This window comes from Streptomyces mexicanus (assembly GCF_902506575.1).
Classification (GTDB): Bacteria; Actinomycetota; Actinomycetes; order Streptomycetales; family Streptomycetaceae; genus Streptomyces; species Streptomyces mexicanus.
Window position 1 is genome coordinate 5,947,156 of sequence record NZ_LR732544.1, and the last position, 21,260, is coordinate 5,968,415.

Annotated in this window: 20 protein-coding genes and 1 pseudogene; 12 read left to right on the forward strand and 9 right to left on the reverse strand. The window is 72.8% G+C overall.

What is annotated here, in order from left to right:
* Positions 1-15: 15 nt before the first annotated feature.
* Together GV126_RS26550 and GV126_RS26555 are read right to left on the reverse strand one after the other, a co-directional pair.
* On the reverse strand, positions 16-579 hold the full coding sequence (locus GV126_RS26550; protein ID WP_159671535.1) for a TetR/AcrR family transcriptional regulator: 564 nt from the start codon (positions 577-579) through the stop codon (positions 16-18).
* Between the two features lie 1,122 nt (positions 580-1,701).
* A complete protein-coding gene (locus GV126_RS26555) occupies positions 1,702-2,313 on the reverse strand; it encodes a TetR/AcrR family transcriptional regulator (protein WP_159671537.1) in 612 nt (203 codons plus the stop codon).
* A 121-nt stretch (positions 2,314-2,434) separates the two neighbouring features.
* Between GV126_RS26555 and GV126_RS26560 the strand changes: the two genes are divergently transcribed.
* Together GV126_RS26560 and GV126_RS26565 are read left to right on the forward strand one after the other, a co-directional pair.
* Positions 2,435-3,370, forward strand: a complete 936-nt coding sequence (locus GV126_RS26560) for a carbon-nitrogen hydrolase family protein (protein WP_159671538.1) — start codon at positions 2,435-2,437, stop codon at positions 3,368-3,370.
* The gene (locus tag GV126_RS26565) at positions 3,367-4,749 is read left to right on the forward strand and encodes an APC family permease (RefSeq protein WP_159671540.1); all 1,383 of its coding nucleotides are present in this window, start codon (positions 3,367-3,369) and stop codon (positions 4,747-4,749) included. The genes GV126_RS26560 and GV126_RS26565 overlap by 4 nt, the downstream gene beginning before the upstream one ends.
* 422 nt (positions 4,750-5,171) lie before the next feature.
* On the opposite strand, the gene GV126_RS26570 is transcribed toward GV126_RS26565, so the two are convergent.
* Entirely contained in the window at positions 5,172-5,426 is a 255-nt protein-coding gene (locus tag GV126_RS26570) for a hypothetical protein (RefSeq protein WP_185947638.1), read from the reverse strand.
* A 289-nt stretch (positions 5,427-5,715) separates the two neighbouring features.
* Between GV126_RS26570 and lanKC the strand changes: the two genes are divergently transcribed.
* From lanKC to GV126_RS37350, 4 genes are all read left to right on the forward strand, one after another.
* Positions 5,716-8,283 (forward strand): class III lanthionine synthetase LanKC, encoded by a 2,568-nt coding sequence (lanKC, locus tag GV126_RS26575; RefSeq protein WP_159671541.1) that lies wholly within the window; start codon positions 5,716-5,718, stop codon positions 8,281-8,283.
* A gap of 61 nt (positions 8,284-8,344) precedes the next feature.
* The gene (locus tag GV126_RS26580) at positions 8,345-8,461 is read left to right on the forward strand and encodes a SapB/AmfS family lanthipeptide (protein WP_159671543.1); all 117 of its coding nucleotides are present in this window, start codon (positions 8,345-8,347) and stop codon (positions 8,459-8,461) included.
* 313 nt (positions 8,462-8,774) lie between these two features.
* Positions 8,775-10,505 (forward strand): ABC transporter transmembrane domain-containing protein, encoded by a 1,731-nt coding sequence (locus tag GV126_RS26585; protein WP_159671544.1) that lies wholly within the window; start codon positions 8,775-8,777, stop codon positions 10,503-10,505.
* On the forward strand, positions 10,400-12,541 hold the full coding sequence (locus GV126_RS37350) for an ATP-binding cassette domain-containing protein (RefSeq protein WP_328707350.1): 2,142 nt from the start codon (positions 10,400-10,402) through the stop codon (positions 12,539-12,541). Before GV126_RS26585 ends, GV126_RS37350 begins: the two co-directional genes overlap by 106 nt.
* Here the strand turns inward: GV126_RS37350 and GV126_RS37355 are convergent.
* Positions 12,464-13,330 (reverse strand): annotated as a pseudogene (locus GV126_RS37355) (LuxR C-terminal-related transcriptional regulator); the annotation flags it as partial. The gene GV126_RS37350 and the pseudogene GV126_RS37355 sit on opposite strands and share 78 nt — an antisense overlap.
* On the opposite strand from GV126_RS37355, the gene GV126_RS26600 reads away from it, so the two are divergent.
* Positions 13,325-13,831: a GNAT family N-acetyltransferase gene (locus tag GV126_RS26600; protein ID WP_159671547.1), complete on the forward strand. Its 507-nt coding sequence runs from the start codon at positions 13,325-13,327 to the stop codon at positions 13,829-13,831. The pseudogene GV126_RS37355 and the gene GV126_RS26600 sit on opposite strands and share 6 nt — an antisense overlap.
* A 272-nt stretch (positions 13,832-14,103) precedes the next feature.
* On the opposite strand, the gene GV126_RS26605 is transcribed toward GV126_RS26600, so the two are convergent.
* Positions 14,104-15,096, reverse strand: coding sequence for an LLM class flavin-dependent oxidoreductase (locus GV126_RS26605; protein ID WP_159671549.1), 993 nt, complete (start codon positions 15,094-15,096; stop codon positions 14,104-14,106).
* Between the two features lie 258 nt (positions 15,097-15,354).
* On the opposite strand from GV126_RS26605, the gene GV126_RS26610 reads away from it, so the two are divergent.
* Entirely contained in the window at positions 15,355-16,116 is a 762-nt protein-coding gene (locus GV126_RS26610) for a DeoR/GlpR family DNA-binding transcription regulator (RefSeq protein WP_159671551.1), read from the forward strand.
* A 123-nt stretch (positions 16,117-16,239) separates the two neighbouring features.
* Here the strand turns inward: GV126_RS26610 and GV126_RS26615 are convergent, their stop codons facing one another.
* Positions 16,240-16,992, reverse strand: a complete 753-nt coding sequence (locus GV126_RS26615) for a helix-turn-helix transcriptional regulator (protein ID WP_159671553.1) — start codon at positions 16,990-16,992, stop codon at positions 16,240-16,242.
* Positions 16,993-17,111: 119 nt separating this feature from the next.
* Here GV126_RS26615 and GV126_RS26620 point away from each other — a divergent pair, with 119 nt between their 5' ends.
* The 3 genes from GV126_RS26620 (at position 17,112) to folE (ending at position 18,865) form a co-directional block, all read left to right on the forward strand.
* On the forward strand, positions 17,112-17,657 hold the full coding sequence (locus GV126_RS26620; protein ID WP_159671555.1) for a DUF2231 domain-containing protein: 546 nt from the start codon (positions 17,112-17,114) through the stop codon (positions 17,655-17,657).
* Between the two features lie 70 nt (positions 17,658-17,727).
* On the forward strand, positions 17,728-18,183 hold the full coding sequence (locus GV126_RS26625; RefSeq protein ID WP_159671557.1) for a hypothetical protein: 456 nt from the start codon (positions 17,728-17,730) through the stop codon (positions 18,181-18,183).
* 1 nt (position 18,184) lies between these two features.
* Positions 18,185-18,865: a GTP cyclohydrolase I FolE gene (gene folE, locus GV126_RS26630; RefSeq protein WP_159671559.1), complete on the forward strand. Its 681-nt coding sequence runs from the start codon at positions 18,185-18,187 to the stop codon at positions 18,863-18,865.
* Positions 18,866-18,944: 79 nt separating this feature from the next.
* On the opposite strand, the gene GV126_RS26635 is transcribed toward folE, so the two are convergent.
* From GV126_RS26635 to GV126_RS26650, 3 genes are all read right to left on the reverse strand, one after another.
* Entirely contained in the window at positions 18,945-19,316 is a 372-nt protein-coding gene (locus tag GV126_RS26635) for a VOC family protein (RefSeq protein WP_159671561.1), read from the reverse strand.
* Between the two features lie 133 nt (positions 19,317-19,449).
* Complete coding sequence (locus GV126_RS26645; RefSeq protein WP_159671563.1) at positions 19,450-19,758, reverse strand: AzlD domain-containing protein; 309 nt, start codon at positions 19,756-19,758, stop codon at positions 19,450-19,452.
* A complete protein-coding gene (locus tag GV126_RS26650; protein ID WP_159671565.1) occupies positions 19,755-20,519 on the reverse strand; it encodes an AzlC family ABC transporter permease in 765 nt (254 codons plus the stop codon). The genes GV126_RS26645 and GV126_RS26650 overlap by 4 nt, the downstream gene beginning before the upstream one ends.
* A gap of 64 nt (positions 20,520-20,583) precedes the next feature.
* On the opposite strand from GV126_RS26650, the gene GV126_RS26655 reads away from it, so the two are divergent.
* A partial coding sequence (locus GV126_RS26655) for an ABATE domain-containing protein (RefSeq protein ID WP_159671567.1) occupies positions 20,584-21,260 on the forward strand: 677 nt, incomplete at its 3' end.

Below are 21,260 nucleotides of genomic sequence, written 5' to 3' on the forward strand. Positions count from 1 at the left end.
TCCTGGCGGGGTCGTTCAGACGGTGAGGCCGACCAGGGCTGCCTTGGCGGCCTTGGCGGCACGGCGGAATGCCTCCTCGTCCTGCTGGGCGCGGGCGAGGACGTAGCCGCCTTGGACGGTGGCGATGACGAGCGCGGCCGTGGCCGCGACGTCGGTGTCCTGGCGCAGTTCCCCGCTGCGCACGCCCTCGGCGAGCACGTCGGCGATGCGTCGTTCGAGCCATTCGAAGGACTCCGCGACGGGGGCGCGCAGCTCGTCGTCGGCGACCACGTCGGGATCCTGGACGAGCCGGCCGACGCGGCAGCCGGCGAGCGGGCTGCGTTCCATGTCCAAGTCGGCGCTGATGCGTTCCACCGCCGAGCCGCCGCTGCCGAGCGCTGCCTCGACTGCGGTCTGCAGCTGCTGCGCGGAGTGCCGCATGGCGGCGGTGGCCAGCTCTGCCTTGCCGGAGAAATGGTGGTACATGCTGCCCTGCCCAGCATGGGAGCGCTTCTGGATCATCGCCGGGCTGGTCGCCGCGTAACCGCGCTCCCACAGCAGTTCGGCCGCGGCCTCGACGAGTGCGTCCTTCGTTTTCATACACTCGACTGTACCTACTAGTTGGTACAGAATCAATCGGAGCTCCCGCCAAGCCTTCGGCGGGCTCCGAAAGGACGCGCTCTGTCCGTCAGGCGGCGTCGCGTTACCCGGTCAGCTCCTTGCGCAACGTCGGCAGTGACACCTTGCCGACGCTGCTGTACGGGATGCGGCCGACCTCGGCGACGCCGGTGGCCCCGGTGGCCCGATGGCCCGGTGGCCCGGTGGCTCGGTGGCCCGCCAGAGGGTCTCACCGGCCCGCGCCAGAGCGCGCCGACGCAGTTCGGTGGCCAGGCGCCCGCCCACACCACCACGGCGACGGCGCGCGACTCACCCGTCCAGGCCCGCGGGGAGGCACACATCGCGCACCGCCGGGTCCTCCTCTTTCCAGCGCGAGGAAGACGCATCAGCGGCGGGGTGAGCCCCTGCTCGTCCTGGCCCACCCCGCCGGGCGGGGCGCCCCGGCCGCCGTCGCCGAGAACGCCCACGGCAGCGGGCCCGGAGGCGGCTCGCCCACCTGCCCGGAAGCCGGGATCACCGTTCCACCCCGCCGGACCCGGGCGGCGTGGGCGTTTCCCGGGTTGTCCAGGGCGCTCCCCCGAACTTGTCCGCACCTCGCAGACCCGCCCCAGTGGTCCGCCCCACGGTCTTGTCCCACGATCCACCGAGCTGATCTACCGGTGAAACTGGCTCGTCCGGCAGTGCCCGACCCCGCGTATGCGGTCGAGTACCTGGCGCGGCACACCCGCGTCTCCGAGCAGCGCCTCCACGAAGCCCGCCGGGCCCGCAATTCCTGCGCCCACCCCTACGAGGTCACCACCTGCCCGCGCACAGACTCGACAAGGCCCTGGCCGCCACCCACTAGGCCGTGCAGGACCTCACCTGATACTCGCCGACCTCTCCGACACAGCCGCGGCCGAAGACTCGCTGATGCGCCGGCCCGGCGGGGCGTGCGGTCCGGGAACCGGTCCCGGCCACGGCAGTCGGCCCGGTGGAGCACCGCGACCGCGCGGCCAGGCAGAGCCCGCTCACCGCGGTGGAGTGCCGTGGCCCGGCCGGGCGCGGGGTGTGCCGAACGGCGGCGGACCGGCCTGTCCGCAGGGCACCCCTCGATGTGACGGCCGGTCAGTCTCCGCAGCCGAAGGCCGGGTTGCCCGTGACGATGCGGGCGTGGTCGAGCAGGCGGTCCTCGATGTCCTGGGCGGTCGCACTGCCGACCAGCAGGTCCATCGCGTAGCCGTCCTCCAGTGCCACGAAGGAGCGCCCCAGGGCCCAGGGGTCGCCGGCCAGCGTGAAATCGCCGCTCTTCTGCCCGAGTTCGAGCACCTGACGGTAGAGCTCGGTCTGCTGGTTCGCGAAGGCGCGCTGCCGGTCGGCGGCCCCCTCGTTGCGCAGTGCCACCGGGAACAGCTCGAAGAGCAGCCGGGTGCTCTCCTCGCCTTCTCCGGGCCAGGGCACGCCGGAGCGGATACAGGCGCGCAACCGCGACACCGGACCGTCCGCTGCCGCGATGGCCTCCTCACGGCTGACGAAGTACGTGGCGGCACTGCGCTCGAACACGGCGGCGAACAGCTCTTGGATGTCGCTGTAGTAGTAGAGCACCGATGCGGGGGTGACGCCGGCGGCCCTGGCGACGTCCCGCAGCTTGGTGGCTGTGGCCCCGAGCTCCACCACGGTCCTGGCGGTCGCGTCGATCAGCTGGGCGCGGCGTTCCGCCTGGTTTCTGGGTCGGGCCATGGACGACATGCTCGCACACCGTTGCATGCCGGTCGTATCTCACCTGCGGCAATCCATTGACCCACCCCCGTTCGTTAACTAAATTTCGTTTAACGAATCCCCGAGCCCGGTCTGGTGACCCATGTCCCGTCCCCTCCCTCTAGTGCTGGCCCAGGCGGCCCAGCGCGCCGCCGACGACCTGGACGGCCTGGCCGCCGACGTACGCAAGCGCACGGCGGGGCTCCCCGCCGCACCGCTGGTCGTCTACCCCGAGCTGCACCTGGGCGGCCCGGTCGGCGGAGCCGCGCTCGCACCCGCCCAGCTTCCCGAAGCCCTGGCCGAACCCCTGGACGGCCCCCGTGACCGCGCCCTCGCGGAACTCGCCGGCGACCTCGGGGTCTGGCTCGCCCCGGGCAGCGTCTACGAGCGTGACGCCGACGGACGCGTCTACAACACCGCCCCCGTCTACTCCCCGCGCGGCGAACGGGTCGCGGCCTACCGGAAGATCTTCCCGTGGCGGCCCTACGAGACCGTCTTCCCCGGCGCCGAGTTCACCGTCTTCGACCTCGACGGCATCGGCCGCGTGGGACTGTCGATCTGCTACGACGCATGGTTCCCCGAGACCACTCGTCATCTGGCCTGGATGGGCGCTGAGCTGGTACTGAACTTCGTGCAGACCTCCGGCAGCGACCGGGCCCAGGAACTCGTGCTGGCCCGCGCCAACGCCATCGTCAACCAGCTCTTCGTGGCCAGCGTCAACTGCGCCGCACCCGTCGGCACCGGCCGCAGCCTGCTCGTGGACCCGCAGGGCAATGTACGCTCCGAGGCCGCGGCCGACAGCGACACCACCCTCACCGACGTGATCGACCTGGACGAGGCCGCCAACGTCCGCCGCCTCGGCACCGCAGCGCTCAACCGGCCCTGGCGGCAGTTCCGCCCCGACGACCGCCCCCTCGCCCTGCCGCTCTACCAGGGTCGGATCGACCCTGCCACATGGGCCGGTGCCACCGCCCCGGCCCCCTTCCCAGGCGACCGCGCCGGGACCCGCCGCGCACTCGGGGAAGAGAGAGTTTCGTGACAGATCAGCCCACCCGCATGCGGGGAAACCTCGGACTCCTCTCCGTGGTCGCCTTCGGCGTCGCCTACATGGCCCCCGCCGTCGTCACGTCGATCTTCGGCGTGACCGCCGCCACCAGCAAGGGAGCGGCGCCCACCGCCTACATGATCGCCACCGGCGCCATGCTGCTGACCGGCCTCAGCTACGCCAAGATGGCCAAGGTCCACCCGAGCTCCGGGTCCGTGTACACCTACGCCCGCAAGGAGCTCGACTCCCGCATCGGCTTCCTGGCCGGCTGGGCACTGCTGCTCGACTACCTCTTCCTGCCGATGGTCGCGTGGCTGCTGCAGGCCATCTACCTGCACGCCCAGTTCCCGGCCGTCCCGGAGTGGGCCTGGTTGGTCATCAACGTCGCTCTCGCCACCGCCATCAACGTCGTCGGCCTCAAGGTCGCCGACCGGATCAACCGAGTGCTGCTGCTCGGCGTCACCGCCGTCCTCGTCGTGCTCGCGGCGCTCTGCGTCCACTACGGCATCGGCCACGGCGGCGCCCCCGCGGCCGGCCATGCCTTCTGGAACAGCGCGACCAGCATCTCCGCCGTCACCGCTGCCGCCGCCGTCGCCGCCTACGCCTTCCTCGGCTTCGACGCGGTGAGCACCCTCAGCGAGGAGGTGCGCGACCCGCAGCGCACCATCCCGCGCAGCATCATCCTGACCGTGCTGACCGGCGGCGGCATCTTCATCGTGATCTCCTTCCTGATGCAGTGGGCCCACCCGGGCGGCTCCTTCCCCGACGAGGACTCCGCCGGGTACCTCCTGTCCACCACCGTCGGCGGAAAGACCTTCGCGGACGTCGCCAACATCGTCAGTATGCTCGGCGGGTTCGCCTCCTGCGTCGCCATCCAGGCCAGCACCAGCCGCTTGATGTTCGTCATGGGCCGCGACGGCGCCCTGCCCCGGCAGATCTTCGGGCGCCTGCACCGCAAGCTGCTCACCCCGATCGTCAATGTGCTGATCATCGGCGCCGTCGGCCTGCTGGCCATGACTCTCTCCCTCGCCGACGCCACCTCCTTCATCAACTTCGGCGCGTTCCTCGGCTTCACGCTCGTCAACGTCTGCGTGATCGCCTATGCCGTGCGGCAGTGGCGCTCCGGAACCCGCCACTCGCCCGTGCGGTACCTTCTCCTACCCGCCGCCGGTGCCGCGGTCGACGTCTACCTGATCACCCAACTCGGCGGCACCGCTGTCAGACTCGGCCTCGGCTGGCTGGTCATCGGCATCGTCTGGCTCGCAGTGATCACCAAGGGCTTCCGCCGCCCCGCACCCGAACTGCGACTCCAGTCCGACAGCGATGGCCCTGCGGAGCCGGAATCCTCCGGTCCCCTCCTTCCGACGGCATGACCCATGCCCGAGGCTCCTGGCCGCCGAGGGCGGTCAGGAGCCTCGGTGCGTACTGCCGCCGGCACACCAAGGGCACCCGGCACCCGGCACCCGGCACCCGGCAACGGCCCGGCGCAGGCGCCGGGTGCCTCGGTGCGCCGGAGTTCGTCCGGGCATCCGGCAGTCTGCCGTCCGCAGGATGACGCTTCCTCCTGACGTCCGCGGCGACGGCCCTGCCCGGGTACTGCTGCCACTCGGCTGTGGGCGACCAGCGCGTGCGGGGTCCGCGGCGGGCGGTGTTCGGTGTGCCGGCTGTGGGAGCTGGACGTCGAGCTGATGGAGTCCCCGCGGCCGTGCGGTCATCCGTGTCGCTGGCTCCGGGCTCGGTCCGGGCAGCAACAGAAATGTCGCACCGCTGGTCCGGGCAGCGTTGTTCCGTGTGATCACGCGGCGCAGTGCTGCCGTAGGGCATCCAGATGGGTGGCCAGGTGCGCACGGCTCCATGCGTAGTGCTCGGGATCGGACGTCCGAAAGCCCCGGGGTTCGCTCTCGATGACCAGGATGAGGCCCAGGTAGACGCGGTAGAGCGCGAGCCGGTGGGCCCGGCCTGGGGTGAATTCCAGCTCGCCGCCCGCTTCGCGGTAGCCGGTGACCACCTCGCTTCCCTCGCCCGCGGCGCCGCCGAGCTCCAGAGACACCAGCTCGGCCGCAGGGTCGCCGAAGAACGCCCTTTCGTGGTCACGGACCGGACGCCGAAGACGACTGCTGAGCCGCCTCGGGCCGACCGGGGCAGCAGGCGGCGCCCCGTTCCCACGCACATCCGACTCACGTCAGACCGCTGCGGGCCGCCGCGGGCCAGTGCGTTCGAAAAGGGGGCCGAACATCTGTTGACGCGTGAGTTCCGCACGGTGACTTCATGACAGGCGTGACTGTCGGTGGCCGCATGCTCGCTGGAAGTCTCTGGGGCGGAGAGCGACAGGGGGACGCATGGACAAGCGGTACGAGGTGTACGCCCTGGCGGACCGTCACTTCTACGACACGCCGGACCGGCTGTCGGACGGGGGTGAACAGGCCGCGCCACTGTTCGAGGCGGCGCGGCGGGAGGTGCCCGCGGGCTGGAGCGCGGCGCGTGTCGGCGACTGGCTGACGCTGACCCCGCTCGCCGCGGACGGCCGGCCGCACGCCGGGCCGGCCCAGGGCTGGAAGATCCACGCCTCGGCCACCCGGGCGAATGCCGAGAGGATCGCGGCGATCGTGTGGGACTACTGCGTGCCGCGCCGCATCCCCTTCAAGTTCGTTCCCGGCCCGCACCTGCTGCACCTGCGCAACGCCAAGTACGCCGGGCGCGACACCAGCGGCAAGTTCGTAACCGTCTACCCGGACGGCGAGGGGCAACTGCACACGGTGCTGCGGGAGCTGGGCGCCCTGCTGGACGGGTTCGAGGGTCCGTACATCCTGACCGACCTGCGCTGGGGCGAGGGCCCGCTGTACGTCCGCTACGGCGCTTTCGCCCGCACGTACGTCGTCGACGAGCGCGGCGCGCTGGTGCCGGCGGTGCGCGACGGGGAGGGCCGGCTGGTGCCGGACCGGCGCTCGCCCTCCTTCCAGGTGCCCGAGTGGGTGACGCTGCCGGAGTTCCTCCAGCCGCATCTGGCGGCGCGCAACACCACGACGGTGGGCGAGCTGCCGTACCGCATCGACAAGGCGCTGCACTTCTCCAACGGTGGCGGGGTGTACGCGGGCACCGACACCCGGGACGGTCGCAAGGTGGTCCTGAAGGAGGGGCGGCCGCACGCGGGGCTGGCCTCCGACGGGGCCGACGCGATCGCGCGGCTGGAGCGGGAGAAGGAGGCGCTCGAGCGCCTGTCCGGCACCGGGGTGGTTCCGGAGGTGCGGGACTGGTTCACGCTGGGCGACCACCGGTTCCTGGTGACGGACTTCGTCGAGGGGCGCCCGCTGAACGCGTTCTTCGCCGAACGGCATCCGCTGCTCGTGCCGGACCCGGACCCGGACGAGGTCGCCGCCTATACGGCGTGGGCCGTACGCATCCACCGGGCCGTGGAGGAGGCGGTGGAGAAGGTGCACGCGCGCGGGATCGTCTTCAACGACCTGCACGTGTTCAACATCATGGTGGCGCCCGACGAGGAGTCGGTGTGCCTGATCGACTTCGAGGCGGCCGCCCCGGCCGAGGAACACGGCCGCCAGGTCGTCGCCCACCCCGGCTTCTTCGCGCCGCCGGACCGGCGGGGCGTCGAGGTGGACCGGTACGCGCTGGCCTGTCTGCGGCTGGCCCTCTTCCTCCCGGTGACCACGCTCTTCGTGGTGGACCGGGGCAAGGCGGCCCACCTTGCCGAGGTGATAGCCGCGCAGTTCCCGGCGGTGCCCAGGGAGTTCCTCGCGGAGGCGGTCGCCGAGATCACCCGGGGCACCACCGGCCGGCCGGCCCGGTCCGTCCCGCTCGTGGACCCCGCCGACTGGCCCCACAGCCGCGACTCGATGGTCAAGGCGATCCTCGCCTCGGCGACCCCGGAACGCGACGACCGGCTCTTTCCGGGCGACATCGCACAGTTCTCCGACGGTGGCGGTCTCGGTCTGGCCCACGGGGCGGCCGGCGTGCTCTACGCGCTGGCCGCGTCCGGCGCCGAACGCTACGACGAGGGCGAGCGCTGGCTGCTGCGCCACACCGACCCGGCGCCGGCCGGCACCCCGCTCGGCTTGTACGACGGTCTGGCGGGCGTCGCCCATGTGCTGGAGCTGCTGGGCCACCGGCAGCGCGCCCTGGACCTGGTCGACGGCATCCTGCGCGAGCGCTGGCAGCACCTGTCGTCCGACCTGCACGGCGGCCTGGCCGGCCTCGGCCTGGTCCTCGGTGCGCTCGCGGACGCCACCGGCGAGAGTGAACTGGGCGAGGCGGCCGCACAGGCCGCGCGGATCCTGGTGAGCCGCCTCGGCGAACCGCCCGCGGCCAAGCGCCGGGCCGGGCTGCTGCGGGGCGCGAGCGGAGTGGCGCTGTTCCTGCTGCGGCAGTACGAACGCACCGGGCAACGGGAGTTGCTCGAGGCGGCCGGTGCGGCGCTGCGCCGGGACCTGGAGCGCTGCCTGATACGGCCCGGCGGCTCTCTGGAGGTCGACGAGGGCTGGCGGACACTGCCGTACGTCGGTGACGGCAGCGCCGGGATCGGCATGGTCCTGGACGACTACCTCGCCCATGTCCCTGACACCGCCGAGGAGTTCGCCCCGGTCCGGGCCGGCGTGGTGACCGCCGCGACCTCCCGCTTCTACGCGCAGCCCGGACTGTTCCAGGGCCGCGCCGGAATGATCCTGCACCTGAGCCGCACCGGGGCGCCGACGGAGCATCTGGCCGACCAGATCGCCGGGCTCGGCTGGTATGCGATGGCCTACCAGGGCCAACTCGCCTTCCCCGGCCATCAGATGATGCGGCTCTCCATGGACCTCGCCACCGGAACGGCAGGCTGTCTGCTGGCGCTCGGCGCGGCCCTCGACGGCCCCGGCCCGGCCCACCTGCCGTTCCTTCCGCCGCTCACGCGGCCCTGAGACGCGGCCGCCTCCCGCGGCCGTAGCACCACCCCTGTCCCCATGACGAAAGCACACGATCATGGCCCTGCTCGACCTGCAGACGCTGGAGTCCGAGGAGCAGCACGACGGCGGCGGCGCCAGCACGGTGAGCCTGCTGTCGTGCATCAGCGCGGCGAGCGTCCTGCTCTGTCTGTGACGCACGCGGCGTGACTACGGCTTCGGGCGGCCGCTCCCACAAGGGCCGCCCGGGGCCTCACCCATCTCCGGAGTTCCGGAGTTCCGGAGACGGTCCCGGAGTCCCGGGGATCCGGGGATCCGGAGCCGTGGGGATCCGGAGCCGTGGGGCCACACCTAGCGCAGCGCCACGGAGACGCGGAGCCACGAACAGTGGAGCCGCGGGGCGTCGAGCCATGAGGGGTCGACGTCCCCGGAACACCAGAGCCCTATGCCACAACACAGCTGCGGGCATCAGAGCTTCCCACCTCGGCGCACCCCGGGAGCAGGCACCCATGGCAGATCCGCACCAGCGAGGCGACACGGCGACCGGCGAGAGCCGGGTGCTGCTGCGCACCGCCGGCCGGCACAGCGCGGCGCGCCGCACCGCCCTGGCGGTGGCGGGCGTCGCGGCGGCCGGTACCGGGCTGCTGCTGCCCGCCGCCCTGGGCCGCGCGCTGGACCTGCTGCTAGCACGCCAGCCGGCGACGCGCTGGGTGTCGGCCTGCGCCGGGCTGGTCGTGCTGACGGCCGTGCTCGACGCGGCCCAGACCGTGCTCCACGGCACGGTCGACGCCCGCGCCACCGCCTGGCTGCGCCGCCGTACGACCCGGCATGTGCTCGCACTCGGCCCCCGGGCGCAGGACCGATTCCCGGCGGGCGAGCTGGTCGCCCGGCTGGTCGGCAACGCCGCGGCGGCCGGCACGGCCCCCGCCGCACGAGCCGGGCTGCCCGCCGCGGTCGTCGGGCCGCTCGGGGCCGTCGTCGCGCTGGCCGTGATCGACCCCTGGCTGGCGCTCGTCCTGCTCGCCGGGGCGCCCCCGCTCGTGCTGCTGCTGCGCGCGCTGGCCCGGAACACCTCCGCCTGCGTCACCGACTACCAGCGGGTGCAGGGGCGGATGGCGGCGGCGCTGACCGAGGCGATCGCCGGTCGGCGCACCATCCGCGCGGCCGGGCTCCAGGAGCGGGAGACCGCCCGCATCCTGCGGCCCCTGCCCGAGTTGTCCCGCGCCGGGCACCGCATGTGGCGGGTGCAGGGCCGGGCCGCCGCGCAGGCGGTCGCGATCGCTCCCCTGCTGCAGCTGGCGGTGGTGGCGGTCGCGGGCCTGCTGCTGGCGCGGCACCGGCTGACGGCCGGCGACCTGCTCGCGGCGTCCCGGTACGCGGTGCTCGCCACCGGCATCGGCGCGCTCGTCGGGCAGCTCACCTCCCTCGCCCGGGCCCGGGCCGCGGCCGTACGGCTGGGCGAACTGCACGCCGTGCCCGCGCCGCGGCACGGCGCACGCCGGCTGCCCGAAGGCGGCCCGGGCCGGCTGGAGCTGCGCGGGGTGAGCGCGCGCCGCGGCGGGCGCACGGGGCTGGACGGGGTGGATCTCGTCGTGCCGGGCGGGACCACGCTCGCCGTCGTCGCCCGCTCGGGAGCGGGCAAGTCGCTGCTGGCCTCGCTCGCCGCCTACCTCGCCGATCCGGACACCGGCGAGGTCCTGCTGGACGGGGTGCCCCTGCGCGAGTTGTCCCGCACGGAGCTGCGGGCAGCGGTGGCCTGCGCCTTCGACCGGCCGGTCCTGCTGGGCACCACCGTGCAGGACGCCCTCGCCCTCGGCCTGCCGCGGCCCTGCCCCGACCGGATCCGGGCCGCGGCCCGCGCCGCGCACGCCGACGACTTCGTACGCCGCCTGCCCGCCGGGTACGCCACCGTCTGCGCCGCTGCCCCGCGCTCCGGTGGCGAGGCGCAGCGCCTCGGCCTCGCCCGGGCCTTCGCCCAAGGCGGGCGCCTCCTCGTCCTGGACGACGCGCTGTCCAGCCTCGACACGGTCACCGAGCACCGCGTCACCCAGGCTCTGACCGCCCCGCGCGCGCACGGCACGCGCCTGCTGGTCGCCCACCGCGCCGCCACGGCCGCCCGCGCCGACGCCGTCGCATGGCTGGACGGCGGACGCATCCGCGCGGTGGGCCGCCACGCCGAACTCTGGCAGGACCCCGGCCACCGAGCGGTCTTCGCCGACGGGGAAGGGACACGGCAGTGACAGCTCTCCCCTCGGCCGCCGGTCCCTACGTACGGGGGTTGCGGTTCCTGCGCCGGCGGTGGCCGGTGCTGCTGCGGCTGGCCGCCTGGTCGGTGCTGGAGACGGGACAGACCTTCCTCCTCGGGTACGCCCTCGCGCGCGCCCTGGACGACGGGTTCCTGGCCGGCCGGGCGGGGACCGGCCTGGCCTGGCTGGCGGTGGCCGCAGTCGGCGTGCTGGCCGGCGCCTACGGCACCGGGCGGGTGTACGGCGCCGTCGCCGCACTGGTGGAGCCGTTGCGGGACCGTCTGGTGACCCATGTGGTGACGCGCGGGGTGCGCGAGGCCGACGACGGCGCGCTGTCCGGACTGACCCAGCAGGTGGAGATCGCACGGGACACCTTCGCCGGACTGGTGATGGTGGCGCGGTCGTTCGTGTTCACAGCCGTCGGCGCGCTCGCCGGCCTGCTGTCCCTCGCGCCGCCCCTGCTCCCCGTCGTCGGCCTGCCGCTGGCCGCCGGGGTGGCCCTGTTCGCGGTGACGCTGCGGCCACTGGCCCGCCGCCAGGCGGCCTACCTCACCGCCGACGAAGCACTCGCCGCCCGCCTGGGCGCCCTGTGCCCGGGACTGCGGGACATCACCGCATCGGGCGCGGAGGAACGGATCGCCGCGGACGTCGGGCAGGACATCGACGCGGAACTGCGGGCAGCGCGCTCCCTGGCCCGTTTCTCCGTCCTGCGGACCGCCGCCCTCGCGGTCGGCGGTCACCTCCCGGCCGTCCTGCTGGCCGCAACAACGCCCTGGTTGCTCACCCAGGGAGTCACCCCCGGCGCCCTGCTCGGCGCACTCGCCTACATCGCCCAGTCACTGCTCCCCGCACTGCGCGCACTCATCCACGGCCTCGGCACGAGCGGAGCACGCCTGACCGTTGTCCTGCGCAGGCTCCTGCCGGAGGAGAGCCAGGCGGGGTCGCCGCCGGGCGCGGCGGGAAACGCCGGGACACGCACGCCCCGTTCCCCCGAGGCGGCCGGTCCCCGGCCGGATCCGGCAGCCTTGCCCACCCCGGCGGGCCTGCCCCGAGCGGCCGGTCTCCGACCAGTTCCAGCAACCCCGCCGACCCCGGCGGACTCTCCCGAGACCGCCGGCCCGCGCCCGGATCCGCCGCCCCGGTCGACCCCGGCGCCCGGCGCACCGGCGCTGCGCCTGTGGGGCGTCACCTTCTCCTACGGCCCCGCGGCGGCCCCCGTGATCGACGACCTCGACCTCGTGCTGCCGTCCGGTGCCCACGTGGCCGTCGTGGGCCCCAGCGGTGCCGGGAAGTCGACGCTCACCGCGCTCGTCGCGGGCCTGCTGGAGCCCGGGCGCGGGGTCATCCGGGTCTACGGCGAACCCGTGCCGTCGGCGCGGGCGGCCGCCCTGCGCGTACTGCTCCCGCAGGAGGCGTACGTCACCAGCGCCACCCTCGCCGAGAACCTCGCCCTGCTGCGACCGGATCCCGTCCCCGAGCCCGAACTGCTCGCCTCCGCCGACGCGGTCGGGCTCACGCCGCTGTTGGAACGGCTCGGCGGTCCGGACGCGCCGGTGGATCCAGCGGCGCTGTCCGCGGGCGAACGCCAGCTGATCGCACTGGCCCGGGCCCACCTGTCCCGCGCACCGCTCGTCCTGCTGGACGAGGCGACCTGCCATCTGGATCCCGCGGCCGAGGAGCGGGCCGAACAGGCCTTCGCCGAACGGGCGGGCCGGACCCTGATCGTCGTCGCCCACCGCATCAGCTCGGCCCGCCGGGCCGGTCATGTGCTGGTGCTCGACGGCCCCCGCACGGCCTACGGCACACACGACGAGCTGCCGGCCCGCTCACCGCTGTACCGCGACCTGGTGGGCCACTGGTCCACGCCCTCAGACCCAGCCCCGGCCCTGCGATATCCGGATGGCGTCGACGCGGTTACGGGCACCGGTCTTCCGGGTGATGGCCGCCATGTAGTTGCGCACCGTCCCGTGGGACAGGTGCAGGCTCCCGGCGATCTCCGCGACGGAAGCGCCCCCGGCGGCCAGGGATAACACGCTCAGCTCCCGCCGGGTCAGCGGCATCTCCGCAGCCTCCAGAAAACCGGACCCCAGAGAGGCGTCGACGAAACGTTCCCCCTCGGCGACACGGCGGATCCCCTCCACCAGACACCCCGGCGCGCCCTCCTTGCCGACGTAACCGGGCGCCCCCGCCTCCCGGGCTTTTCGCAGCAGCCCCGGCCGGTGCGCGTCCGCCAGCACCAGCAACCGCGGTTGCCCTGTGCCGGTAGTGCACCGGCACAGCTCTCCGAGCAACGGGACACCGGGCGTGCCGGAGGAGGCCAGGTCCACCGCACACACATCAGGCCGTACCGAGGCGACCCGGCCCGGCGCGGCCCGCCATGAAGTGTCATAGACACGCAGGTCGTCCTCCCGACGCAGCCAGTCAGCGAGGACCGACCGCACCAACGACGCATCGTGGACCAAAAGCACCCGGATCAACACTGCCCCTTCGACTCGCGCGACAAGAACGTGGCGGTGAACGCGTGCCCCATTGTTGGCGTCGGTGACAGCCCCCCGCTGGCGCAGAACCGGCCAACACGGGGCACAGGGGCGCACACACACGCCCCGCGCGCCCCCTCGCGCTCCGACTGCTTGAACATGACCACCACCAGGCGGGGTAGCCGGACCGGTCCACCACGTCCACCACGTCCACCACGTCCACCGCAGGACCAGCGACCACCGGCCCGGCAACCGCAGCCCGCCGCCGGCGGCGCGCGCTCGCCGCGGCAGGCCCCCGATCGGTGGCGCCGTCCGGCGGTCGGAGAGGATGTGTGCATGCATGTACGAGCCGTGCGCCTGGACGAACTACCCGTCCTGCAGGACATCGAGAGGGCCGCCGGGCAGCGCTTCCTAGACATCGGCATGCCGGAGATCGCGGAGGACGAGCCGCTCCCCCTCGGCGAACTCGCCCGCTACCACCGCGCCGGGCTGGCCTGGGTCGTGGCGGACGACGCCGACACCCCGGTGGCCTACCTGATCGCCGACCGCGTCGACGGCAACCTCCACGTCGAGCAGGTCTCGGTGCACCCGGGCAGCGCGCGGCGCGGCCTCGGCCGGCTGCTGCTGGACCATCTGGCGGCCCACGCCCCGAGCGAGGGCGCGTCCGCCTTGACCCTCACCACGTTCACCCAGGTCCCGTGGAACGCTCCCTACTACGCCCGCTGCGGTTTCCAGCTCATGGACGACAGCAGGCTCACTCCCGGTCTGCGCGAGATCCGCGAGCGCGAGGCGGCCCACGGGCTGGACCGGTGGCCGCGGACCTGCATGCGCCGGGAGCTGTGACACGCCGGCGCCGTCGATCGGGAGGGGAGCACCCGTCGTCCTGAGTGCGGCGACGTCCTCGGTGGCCACGGCGCCGGTGCGCTGTTGCTCGTGCGTAGAACCCGGCGAGCGCACTACGTCGCTGCTGGTGACACTCCCGCTGTTGCAGTCGGACAGCACCCGGACCGGGGCCGCGCGCGCCCGCCGCCCCGAAGATCGAACAAGTCGAACAACACGGCGCGCCTGTGGGTGGACATGGTGAGGTAGTCCCTCCGCCTCCCGGTCCGTTTCGGTCAGGGGCGGGGATCGAGGGCGCGGGCGAGGGATTCGAGAGCCGCCGGGGCATCGGGGCCTGCGGGGGTGAGGACGACGCTGGTCGCGCCTGCTGCGTGGCGGGCCTTGATCGCTTCACGTGCCTGGTCGGGTCTGCCGGCAATGCTCAGATCACGGACCCAGTCGGCGGGCATGGTCTGGGCGAACTGCCGGGCGTCGGCGCAGGCGGCGCGATGTTCGCGCAGCTCGGTGGCGAACGGCAGAGGGTCGATGTGCGCGGCCCAGCCGGGCTCGCCGACCGCTGTGAGGCCGTCACGGACGCGGGCGAGTGCGGCATCCTCGTCGTCGTCCACGGCGGCGACGTCGTAGGTGACGACTTCCGGGCCGTTCGCGGCGGCGACACTGCCCAGATTCCGGAGTGAGGAGGTGATGTAGGCGGGGGCCGCGGGCTCGGCCAGGAGAAGCCCGTCGGCCACTTCACCCGCGGCTGCCTGCGATTTCGGGCCGCGCACGCCGAGGATGACGGGCGGGACGATGTCGGGGGTCTCGGTGAGGACGACACCTTCGCAGTGCACGTACCGGCCGTCTGCCGGACCGGGCTCGCCGCGCAGGAGCAGGCGCAGCGCGGTCGTGTACTCCTTGAGCAAGGTCAGCGGGCTGGAGGGCCAGGCGCCGGCCTGACGCATCCAGTCGGGCATGCCGTGGCCGATGCCGGCCATCAGCCGGCCGGGGTAGAGCTGGGCGAGGGTGGCCAGTTCCATGGCGGCGAAGCACACGTTGCGGGCGCCGGCGGGCAGGATGCCGATGCCGACGCTCATACGGGTGGTGCTGGCGAGGACGGGGCCGGCCTGCGCCAGTCCGCCGCGGAAGCCGAGGTCCTCCACGACCCAGAGCTGGTCGAAGCCCAGCTCTTCGGCTCGCCGGGCGTAGGACAGCACGTCCCGCGCGGGCAGGTCGCGGGGGAGCATGACACCGACCTGGCTGCGGTCGGGGGCGCGGTCTGCGTGGGGCATCGGGGCCCTTTCTGTCGGTGGTGACCCTTCCGGCCCGAGCGTGTCCACGGGCGTAGGCATGGACGGAATGCCGGTGCCGCACGCCGGCAGGGGCGGAGCCGCCACGCCCTGAGGAGCAGTGCACGAAGGCGGCCACACGGGCGGGACGGACCGGACCGGGCGTTCCATGCTGATCACCGTAACGAACATTCAAGGCGTTCGAAACACCTCCGAATGAACAGATTGAATGTTTGTTCCGGAGTGGTGTTCAATCACGGTATGAGCACCGCAGACCGTCACGGGCTGATCGCGCAGGCCGTCCGGGAGTCTGGCAGCCTCACGGTCCAGGAACTCGCCGAGCTGACCGGCACCTCCGAGATGACCATCCGACGCGACCTCGACGCACTGGCCGCGCAAGGCGTCCTCGAACGCGTCCGCGGCGGGGCGCGCACCCTGCTCCTGCGGGGCGAGGAACCGCCGTTCGCGCTCCGCGCCCGCGAGGCCGTCGACGCCAAGCGCCGGATCGCAGCGGAGGTGTGCTCGCTCGTCTCCGACGGCGAGACCGTCCTGCTGGACAGCGGCACCACCTGCGTGGAAGTCGCCCGCCTGCTGCGCCGGCGGCCGGTCACGGTGATGCCCCTGTCGCTGCAGGCCATCCACGTCCTCAGCGATCCCCCGGGACCGAGCACACTGATGGTCCCCGGCGGACGGCCCCGCGCCGCCGAGGGGGCTCTCCCCGGGCCGCTCCCCCTCGCCCCCCTGGCGGCACGGCGCTTCGACCCCGCGATCGTCGGCTGTTGCGGCCTCAGCGCCGCAGAAGGCAGGACGGCCTACGCCCTCGACGCCGCCGCGGTGAAGAAGGCGAGCATCGCTTCCTCCCGCCGCGTCGTCCTCGCCACGGACGGCAGCAAACTCGGCCGCACCGCCCACGCCTACGTCGGCCCCTCCACCCTCATCCACACACTCGTGACCGACGCCACCGCACCCGCCGACGAGGTCGCCGTCCTCGAAGGCGGCGGCACCATCGTCAAGACCGTCTGAGCGGGGCCGTGGCGGTCCTCAGTGACAGGCCGTCCCGCAAGCGCCCAGCTGCTGATGGAAACCGTGGCGCCGGACGACCCCGCACCCGTGCCTGCATCGCTGCCAGGACAGGGCAGCGTCCGATCAGCTGTCCGGCGCCGTCCGGTCCTCACCGTTGCCTTCGCTGGGGCCCAGACGGACGCAGCATTCCCCCGGTTCGGGGGCCAGGACAGCCTGGACTCCGCTTACCTGGAGGCCGTCGAGGCAGCCGGAGATGAAGGCCTGGTTCATGCCGCATACGAGGTCGGGGGCCTTGGCGGCCAGCGGATGGAAGGGGCAGTTGCGCAGCCGGAGCCGGGTGGGGGCCTCCCGGACGGGTTCGTAGCCGTACCGGTCCAGCAGGTGCTCGCAGGCGGTCAGCCCGCGCTCGGGGCCCAGGCGACCTGGGCGGGTTTCCTCCCGGGCTGCCTTGCCCAGCTGCCGGCCGCGCTGCTCGGCGGTCCGCACGGCTGCCTGTGCGGCGTTTTCGCCGGCGCCCTCGGTCAGGACGGCGTCCAGGAGAAGGTCTGCCAGGAGTCCGTGGCGCCGGTCGGGGATGTTCACCGTGATCTGCGTGCCGCTGGGCTCGTACACCTTCGGCCGCCGGCCGACCTTGCGGATCCCGCCGGGTGTTTCGTACCGGGAGCGCAGCAGGCCGGCCTCGACGAGCTTGTCGAGGTGGAATGCGGCGAGCTTGCGGGAGATGCCCACGCTGGCCGCGGCCTCGTCGCGGGTGACCGCTCGGCCGGCGCGCCGGATGAAGGTGAACATGCGTCGCCGCGAGTCCTCGCTCAGGACGCCGACGGAGTCGATAGCGCTGTCGGCCGCATCGGCCTGTGCAGTCGGATCAGAAGCCACATGACCACGGTAACTCCCATCGAGATAGGCACAAGCGTTCTTCCGACTCTCCCTCCTGGGTGTCTTGACGCCCCCTCGCAATAAGACCAAGATTTGTTGGTGAAACTAGGGAGGTCGCGATGGCCAGTGAGTCACAGCTTCAGGCGAAGCGCCCGGTCAGCGCCTCGCTCGCCGGCCCGTACGGGCATCCGTTCCATCCGATCCTGGTGACGGTGCCGATCGGCGCCTGGGTGACCAGCCTGGTGTTCGACATCGCGTCCCATGTCGTTGACCGGCCGGGCTTCTTGACCCAGTCCTCGCAGTGGTTGATCGCGGTCGGGGTCATCGGTGCCCTGCTGGCGGCCACGGTGGGATTCCTCGACCTGTTCGCGATTCCGCCCGGCACCCCGGCCTTTCGCACAGGCTTGCTCCACATGACGCTGAACCTGCTGGTCACCGCCGCCTACGTCATCAACTACCTGTGGCGCTACGGCGAGGCCGTCAGCGGCACCGGTGTCGGCATCGGCAAGCTCATCCTGTCCGCGGTCAGCGTGGTGATCCTGGGCGTCTCGGGGTCCCTGGGCGGCAAGCTCGCCTACCGCTACGGCGTCCGCGTCGCCGACGAGAACACCCAGGCCGAGGGATACACCACCAACGCAGCGCGGGACACCCGCTCCACAGTGTGACCGGCCCCCCACCTCCCCGGCTGCCGGTCCCCTCCGGCTGCCTTCGCACCACACGACTCGGGAGTTCCCCATGGACATCGCCGCACTGATCACCTGGGTGATCACCGCCCTGGGCGGCTTCTACATGCTCGGCACATGGATCCAACGCGGCGGAATCCGCCAGCAGCAAACCGGAACCAGCCGCCTGCCCGCACCCGCCGTCTTCGGCCACTTCGCCCTGGCCGCGATCGGACTGGTGGTGTGGATCATCTACGTCGTGGCCGACAAAGACGCCCTGGCCTGGACCTCCTTCGGTCTGCTGCTGCCGGTCGCCCTCCTGGGCTTTGTGATGCTGGCCCGCTGGATCCCCGTCTACCGCGACCGTGCCACGGCCGGGGCGGCATCGGCCGCCACGGGCCCGGGAGCCCACGGCACCGTCCCTGCCGAACGGCACTTCCCCATCGCGGTGGTCGTGGCACACGGCCTGCTCGCGGTGGTCACCCTGCTCCTGGTCCTCCTCACCGCCCTGGGCATCGGGGGCAGCTGACATGACCGAACGCCTCCACCGCACCACGGCACGAATAGACCTGCACCACGAGCAAGAGGCAGAAGAACAAGAGGAAGGAGAAAGGGTGCCCGCACGGCCCGCCCTGCGGGTCGTCCACGAGCCCGGCACGATCGACCTGGCCGCCGCGGAGGCCGCGGCCGGCCAGTTCCTCACCGCACTCGGCATCTTCACCGACTCCGAAAGCCTGCGCGGTACACCCGGCCGCATGGCCCGGGCTTATGCCGAACTGTTCAGCCCGCGCCCCTTCGACCTGACGACCTTCCCCAACGACGAGGGCTACGACGAACTGGTCCTGGCCCGCCGCATCCCCGTCCGCTCGGTGTGCGAACACCATCTGCTGCCGTTCGTCGGGACCGCCCACGTCGGCTACCTGCCCGGCGCCCGGATCCTGGGCCTGTCCAAACTGGCCCGCATCGTGGAGCACTTCGCCTGTCGGCCACAGGTCCAAGAACGCCTGACCAAACAGGTCGCCGACTGGCTGCAGACCCATTTGGAACCCAAAGGCGTCGGCGTGGTCATCGAGGCCGAGCACTCCTGCATGACCCTGCGCGGCGTCCAGGCCACCGGCTCCAGCACCATGACCTCCACCCTGCTCGGCCTGCTGCGCTCCGACGCCCGCTCCCGCAGCGAATTCCTCGCCCTCACCGGCGCGGCGTCATAGCCGTAAGGGCTCACAGCCGCTCTTGACACGGCAGCTAGTTCCGGATCAGGTCGCCGAGCCCCCGCGCGCGGCCGAGCTCCTACTGCGGCTGTGCTGCGATCCGGATCGGGTTGCCGCAGGTGTCGTCGAAGACGGCGGTGGTGACGGAGCCCTCCAGGGGCTCCTGAGTGAAACGGACGAGGCCGCGCAGACGCTCGTACTCGGCCTGCACGTCGTCGACGGCGAACTGGGCGAGCGGGATGCCGTCCTTGACGAGTGCGTCGCGGTAGGTCTTGGCGGCCGGGTGGCCCAGGGGCTCCAGGAGGAGTTCGGTCCCGCCGGGCTCGTCGGGCGGGACGACGGTCAGCCACCGGTCCTTCTCCCCCACCGGGATGTCGTGCTTCTTCACGAAGCCGAGGATCTCGTCCGCACGGGCCAGGAAGTGCCGCAGCCGGTACGGTCCTCCGCGCACACCGGGAGCTGGGCGAGGGCGTCGCGTACGGGCAGGGTGACGGTTCGGCCCGGTGCGCGCAGCGGCTCGGTGATCGCGCCGACCGCTTACTTACGGTCGGCCTTGCCGGATGGGTGGTCGGCCTGTCGAGTGGTCAGGTTGTCAGTCCGCGTACGGCGGTGGCCAGGAGGGCCACGGCGACAAGGACGGCCGGCATGGGCAGTCGGCATCGGCGGAGGAGTGGGACGGCCGTCAGGGCCACCAGGAGGGCGGGGTCCACCGTGCGCCATCTGTCGCCGGCGACGCCGGTCGTGACGAGTCCTGCCAGCAGGGCGGGGGCCATGAGTGTGATCACCGCCCGAGTGCGAGGGGACAGTTCGCGCTCGCCGAGCGCCGTCGGGCCGGCGGCCTTGAGGGCGAAGCTGAGCACGGCGACGGCTGCGATGGCCGGCCAGGGGGTCACTGTATGGGCTCCGTTCCGGGCTGATCGTTCGCCTGTGGCCGGCACGGACCGTCCCGGTCCTCCTTCGGCAGGGGGCGCGCCAAGGCCAGCAGGGAGGCGCAGGCAGCGCCGATCAGCGCCGGCCCGGCGGGGAGGAGGAAGGACAGTCCCGCGGCGATGACTCCGCCCAGCATCGCGGTCGTCCAGTACAGACGGCCGGCGCCGGGAGCGTCGAGAAGGAGGAACAGGAACATGGCGGGCGCCCCCCCGCCCAGGCCGAGAGAGGTCAGCAGATGAGGACGGGGCGCCAGCCCCCCGCCTAGCGCCGTGCCCGCGCCCCACAGACCCCATTGGACGACGCTGGCAGCGAAGAGCACCCGCCGGTCGAAGCGACCGCCGCCCAGGGGCGCGGCGGCCCACGAGCCGTCCACCACCGCCGGGGCCTCCGCGGCCCGACGCAACCGCCCTCCCCGCAGGGAACCGGAGGCCGCCACACCCATGGGCAGGAAACGCGCGTTGACGAGGGCGGCGGCGACGACGGCCGAGGCCACCCCGCCTCCCGCGCCGAGCGTCGAAACGAGCGCGAACTGCGCCGAAGCGGAGAAGACGGCCATCGAGCAGAGGACGGCGCCGGCCGCGGCCCACCCTTGGGACCGCGTGATCGCCCCGAAGCTCACCGCCAGCAGGAACGAAGCCGTCCCGAGGGTGAACCCGACGCGCAGTCCCGCGCGCAGCCCTTGTCGGGGTAACGCGCCTTTGTGCGGGGAAACTTGCTGGAACATGGCCACAACCTAACAGGCATACGCGCCCATGGCCATTAGGTAGGGGTTGGTTAGGCTGGTGCAGGTGAACAGAGCCCAGGACGCGAGCGGCAGGGAACCCGCGGCGCGTCCCACGCATGCCGAGGTGGCCCTTGTCGGCGGACACCCCGTCCTCGACTTCGCCAACCCCGTCGCGTGGCGCACGGACCCTCACCGCCGTGTCGCCCGCGTGGAGGGCGTCGAGGCGTGGATCCGCTGGGCCGGCCGCGTCGGGCTGTTGTCCGCCGGGGAGGCCACGGCGCTGCCGCACCCCACCGTGCCGGACGAGCGGAACGGCAGCGGCGAGCAGAGCGAACGGGCCGAGGGGGCCGAGCGGGCCGACGGCGAGGAGCGGAATGATCCGTCCCGCACCTCCTGCGATCTCGCCGGGCTGGAGACTTTGCGGAGTGCCCTCTGGGAGGTGCTGGACGCGTTGGCCGATCGCAGCCCGCTGCCGGCCGGTCCGTGGGAGATCCTGCGCCGGTCGATCGTGATGGCCCGGCAGGAGGCCGAGATGCCGCCGGTGTTGCCGCTGCGCTGGCAGGTGCGGGTGACCGGGTGCGAGGGTCTCGCCCATGCCCTGGCGCTGCAGGCCGACGAACTCCTCGCCGGTCCGCTCGTGCAGCGGATCAGGCGCTGCGAGGGCCCGGGATGCGGATGGTTCTTCCTGGACCGCAGCCGCAGCGGGCCCCCCCCCCGGTGCCGCCCCGTGGCCCGCGGCCC

What these genes read in the sequence shown, in the direction of transcription:
- GV126_RS26550 (WP_159671535.1), bottom strand. Translation starts at nt 579, where the DNA reads ATGAAAACGAAGGACGCACTCGTCGAGGCCGCGGCCGAACTGCTGTGG.
- GV126_RS26555 (WP_159671537.1), bottom strand. Translation starts at nt 2,313, where the DNA reads ATGGCCCGACCCAGAAACCAGGCGGAACGCCGCGCCCAGCTGATCGAC.
- GV126_RS26560 (WP_159671538.1), top strand. Translation starts at nt 2,435, where the DNA reads ATGTCCCGTCCCCTCCCTCTAGTGCTGGCCCAGGCGGCCCAGCGCGCC.
- lanKC (WP_159671541.1), top strand. Translation starts at nt 5,716, where the DNA reads ATGGACAAGCGGTACGAGGTGTACGCCCTGGCGGACCGTCACTTCTAC.
- GV126_RS26580 (WP_159671543.1), top strand. Translation starts at nt 8,345, where the DNA reads ATGGCCCTGCTCGACCTGCAGACGCTGGAGTCCGAGGAGCAGCACGAC.
- GV126_RS26585 (WP_159671544.1), top strand. Translation starts at nt 8,775, where the DNA reads ATGGCAGATCCGCACCAGCGAGGCGACACGGCGACCGGCGAGAGCCGG.
- GV126_RS37350 (WP_328707350.1), top strand. Translation starts at nt 10,400, where the DNA reads ATGGCTGGACGGCGGACGCATCCGCGCGGTGGGCCGCCACGCCGAACT.
- GV126_RS26600 (WP_159671547.1), top strand. Translation starts at nt 13,325, where the DNA reads ATGCATGTACGAGCCGTGCGCCTGGACGAACTACCCGTCCTGCAGGAC.
- GV126_RS26605 (WP_159671549.1), bottom strand. Translation starts at nt 15,096, where the DNA reads ATGCCCCACGCAGACCGCGCCCCCGACCGCAGCCAGGTCGGTGTCATG.
- GV126_RS26610 (WP_159671551.1), top strand. Translation starts at nt 15,355, where the DNA reads ATGAGCACCGCAGACCGTCACGGGCTGATCGCGCAGGCCGTCCGGGAG.
- GV126_RS26620 (WP_159671555.1), top strand. Translation starts at nt 17,112, where the DNA reads ATGGCCAGTGAGTCACAGCTTCAGGCGAAGCGCCCGGTCAGCGCCTCG.
- GV126_RS26625 (WP_159671557.1), top strand. Translation starts at nt 17,728, where the DNA reads ATGGACATCGCCGCACTGATCACCTGGGTGATCACCGCCCTGGGCGGC.
- folE (WP_159671559.1), top strand. Translation starts at nt 18,185, where the DNA reads ATGACCGAACGCCTCCACCGCACCACGGCACGAATAGACCTGCACCAC.
- GV126_RS26650 (WP_159671565.1), bottom strand. Translation starts at nt 20,519, where the DNA reads ATGTTCCAGCAAGTTTCCCCGCACAAAGGCGCGTTACCCCGACAAGGG.